Source organism: Streptomyces sp. NPDC002671 (assembly GCF_053592475.1).
In genome coordinates this window covers 1-3,599 of record NZ_JBSFVU010000138.1, presented here as the reverse complement: position 1 = coordinate 3,599, position 3,599 = coordinate 1, and the positions used below count along the sequence as shown (strand labels likewise).

Annotated in this window: 4 protein-coding genes; 3 read left to right on the top strand and 1 reads right to left on the bottom strand. The window is 65.2% G+C overall.

What is annotated here, in order from left to right:
* Window positions 1–71 precede the first annotated feature (71 nt).
* Complete coding sequence (locus ACWD35_RS45180) at window positions 72–659, bottom strand: HAD family hydrolase (RefSeq protein WP_451357131.1); 588 nt, start codon at window positions 657–659, stop codon at window positions 72–74.
* Between the two features lie 556 nt (window positions 660–1,215).
* Here ACWD35_RS45180 and ACWD35_RS45175 point away from each other — a divergent pair.
* From ACWD35_RS45175 to ACWD35_RS45165, 3 genes are all read left to right on the top strand, one after another.
* Window positions 1,216–1,629 (top strand): hypothetical protein, encoded by a 414-nt coding sequence (locus ACWD35_RS45175; RefSeq protein ID WP_451357130.1) that lies wholly within the window; start codon window positions 1,216–1,218, stop codon window positions 1,627–1,629.
* Complete coding sequence (locus ACWD35_RS45170) at window positions 1,626–2,288, top strand: hypothetical protein (RefSeq protein WP_451357129.1); 663 nt, start codon at window positions 1,626–1,628, stop codon at window positions 2,286–2,288. The genes ACWD35_RS45175 and ACWD35_RS45170 overlap by 4 nt, the downstream gene beginning before the upstream one ends.
* Before the next feature lie 307 nt (window positions 2,289–2,595).
* Window positions 2,596–3,450, top strand: coding sequence for a phosphotransferase (locus ACWD35_RS45165; protein ID WP_451357128.1), 855 nt, complete (start codon window positions 2,596–2,598; stop codon window positions 3,448–3,450).
* Window positions 3,451–3,599 lie beyond the last annotated feature (149 nt).

The following is a 3,599-nucleotide window of genomic DNA, read 5'->3' as shown; positions in this document are numbered from 1 at the left end:
GCTACCTCGCCGGCCTCGAACTCCGCGCCTCCATGATCTGGGTCGGAGATCTCTTGCAAGCAGCCGATTGATCACGACATCACACAGGCCCTAGCGTTGTCCTCGAACAGATGCGCCTGCATGCCCGCCGCCTGGGCCGCCTCAACGTTTACGGCGAAATCGTCGATGAAGAGACAACTCTCCGGCCCCACCTCCAGGCTGGCGCATGCAGCCTCGAAAGCACGTGGGTCCGGCTTCTCGATGCCGATCTCGTGCGAGTACACGATCTGCTCGACCAGTTCGTCGAACTGGTACAGCGCCGTCTCCCGCTCTCGGGCACCGACGAAGCTGTTGCTCAGGATGCCCAGCCTGCAGTTGCCCCGCAGCCCTCGCACATAAGCTATGAGTTCCTCGTTGGGCGTTCCCAGGTATTCCGCCCAGAGATCAGCCATGAAGGCCTCCACCTGGGGCGCGTCGAGCCCCAAGCGGGCTGCTACCTCCCACTGCACGTCGTGTTCGCTGATGTGGCCGACGCTCCCGGCTTGCCACACGTCACGCATCCGCTCATGCACAGTGCCCAGCGGCAGCGCCAGCCGCTCTTCCCACCGCTGCGCCCATCCCGTTTCCGGCGTGATCTCCAGGACGCCGCCGATATCAAGGATGACGCAGGTCGCCGTCACTCGAACTCCCCCTCTTCGTCCTGCCGGTTGGCGAGCGCACACCGCCCGCTCTGAAGACACTGTTGTCCTTCCTTCTGGGGCAAGGTCAAGTGACCTTGGAACCTTGTGGCAGTCCTGTTGCGAGCCGCCGACACGACTCGGCTGCATCAGCAGATGCCTTCAAAACTCATGACGATCCGCGGAGTCATCGGCCGGACGACGACGTCAGAACTGGCCAACAAACGCTGTCGCAAGAAGCGAACGAAGCCAGTCCGCGTTCGAGCAGGGCACGGACGTCAAGGTGTGCGTCCGTTTCGCGGGCTATGTCGCGGGTGTGGAAGTCCGCTGATGCCAGCGGCGAAGGTGATGGCGGTGTTCTGCCAGCTTCGGTGAAGTCGTTCCATCCGAAGATTTCTGGAACGGCCAACTACGCGAAGGCGTTCCAGGCCGCCCTCCGCTAAGCAGCCCATACGCCTCAGCCCGGTGGGGGGAGAACCGACGTGGTTCTCCCCCCACCGGGGATTTGAGTAGGCGTACGGATACCAGACCACTCCACGAGCAGAGGACGATCGACGGCGTGGCCTACCTGATACGCGCCGCGAAAACCACCATTGTGGTCGCGGTCGTCACGTTCGGATCCTGGAAGCTCCTCGATGCTCTGGACGCGCTGTTCGATCACCCGACCGCAGCGGACAGCGACCGCAACCCGCTCGCCGGCGTCCCCTACTACTGGGCCGTCGACGCAGCGGTCATCGTCCTCTACCCGCTCGCCTTGTGGGCGGGCCTCAGGCTGGTCAGGGTCCGCGCAAACCACCTCGCGGTCGTCGTCGGCTTCTTCACCTGGTTCACGCTCATGCCGAAGCATCTGGACATCAGCACAACTGGGAACGCTCTGCGATTCACCGTCCACGTCCTGCTGACAGCTGTCGCGTCCCTGCTGCAAGCGATGCTGATGACCGCCAGCACACAGCCGAAAGCCCCGCTTCCTTGACGCGCCGGCCAACGGGGATCGTCCTCCTGCGTGGCGTCGGCACACTACCCCTGCTCGCCCACATCCTTTTCGAGAAAGCACTGTCTCTTATCGTCTCGACCAGCCGACGGAAAGCACATCGCCTCGCCTCCGGCGAAGCAGCGCGGCAGGCCCGCCAATCGTCTGAGGCCCGGCTCCGCACCATCGCCGGCAGGTACGAGGAGGAGACACCGCTCACGCTGCGTCTCCTGGCCATCGACGACCACTGCATGCCGGGAACGCCCGACTGGGACCTGTTCAGTCCACGATGGCCCACCTGCAAGGTGCGCTGCTGCATGCGGCTGACCGCCTACTACACAAGTCCACTACCCGTCTCGGACACCATCGACGCGATTCTCACCGCGGGCGACCAGCCCCTGTCCCCGATCCCCTTCACCCACGAGCATGATGGCACCGCCACCGAGCTGATCCCCGGCCCGCCCGGCGACAGGGTCCGCGCAGGGCACGTCCTCGACTGGGACAACCCCAGCCACACCCTGCCGGGTCCAGAGGAGAACCCCAGCCTGTGCCGGCGGGTGTACGAGCCGACTCACGCCACGGTCACCGCCATCCGACACCAACACGGCATCATTTACCGCCTGACCCTGCCCGCAGACGACTACTACCGGATACCACGTTGAAACGAACCGTTCCTTCACTCGTGTTGGCCGCGCTCGTCCTGCAGACCGGGGGTCTCGCACGCTACTGACACCGGACCCACCCAGGGGAACGATCCCCGAGCCTCGCTCTCCGTTACTTGTCACTTGGCGGCAGCTACGCCCGACATTCGGCCACCGGGAGAGGGAACCGGCGAGCCGACCGCTGCGTCAGACGATCTACTCCCCCAGACTGCCGCCCACGACGAGCGTGAGCACCCCAGAAGACCGTCACACCAGCCCTTTGACCTGCGCTTCAAGTTGGCGGAGGCTCGGTGTCCTCATGGGGCACATGCACCGTGTACTCGCCGCGTACCCGCTGCCCAGACGCGTGCAGCAGACTCGCTGGCGGACCGAGCCGGTCGAGGACGCCGTGGCGAAGTGCGACACTGTGATGGCCAGAGCCACGCGCCAAGGCCACGACCGTCTGGACCAACTGCGTGTCCACCTCGACCAGCGGCGTGGGGACCTGCGCGCCCACGTCCCCCAGTTGCGGGAGCATCTCCCCGAGACGCCGGTGCAACAGGCGCTGCACGCGGACCTCACCCGCACCAATCTGGTCACCCTCGCCGACGCCGTCACCGTCATCATCGACTTCCGCTGCGCTAGCCCTGTGCCGGCCTGGGAGCTGGGGCGGGCGGCGTTCGAGCCGCGCACTCTCGCCACCAGTACCGACTGGGCCACTTGCGCCCTGGCCATGGCGAGGACCTATCGCTCGGAGCACCCCGGTCTCCCGATGCGGGAAGTGCGGGCCTGCGCCCGGATCGCGCTGCTGTACATGCTGTTCAGCTGCTACGGCGCCACCACCGCCCAGATCGGCCTGTCGGCAGACTCCGCGAACTGGCTCAACGGCACCGCTGGGACGCTCACCACAGCGATGCAGGGAGCCGTCGACGACGTCAAAAGGCAGGGCGTTCTCGCCTGGTTCTCGAATCCGACGAACGACTTCGCGGGCAAAGCGGTGTGCGGCGATCGCGAACAAGTGCACGGCATCGTGAAGACCCTCGTCGACTCCGACGATCCCATCAAGGACTGGCCGATCCTCAGGAACTATGGCCTGTCGGCCCAGTCGTTTCATCCCAAGATCGGCGGAGCGCGCCTCTACGCGAACTCCCTTGAACGCACCATGGCAGGCATGCGCATCTGAGGGAACGACTGCTCTGGGGCAGCCTGCGTACAGGCTGCCCCAGAGTCTTCTGAGTGAGGTTCCCCCGAGATGCGGGGAAAGGTGACAGCAGTTCAGATGGGTTTCATGAGAGGAGCCCTGACGATGCCTGCCCCGAGGAAATACCCGCT

Bases quoted from the DNA above. Each gene is read 5' to 3' on its own strand.
- ACWD35_RS45165 (WP_451357128.1), top strand. From the start codon at position 2,596: ATGCACCGTGTACTCGCCGCGTACCCGCTGCCCAGACGCGTGCAGCAG.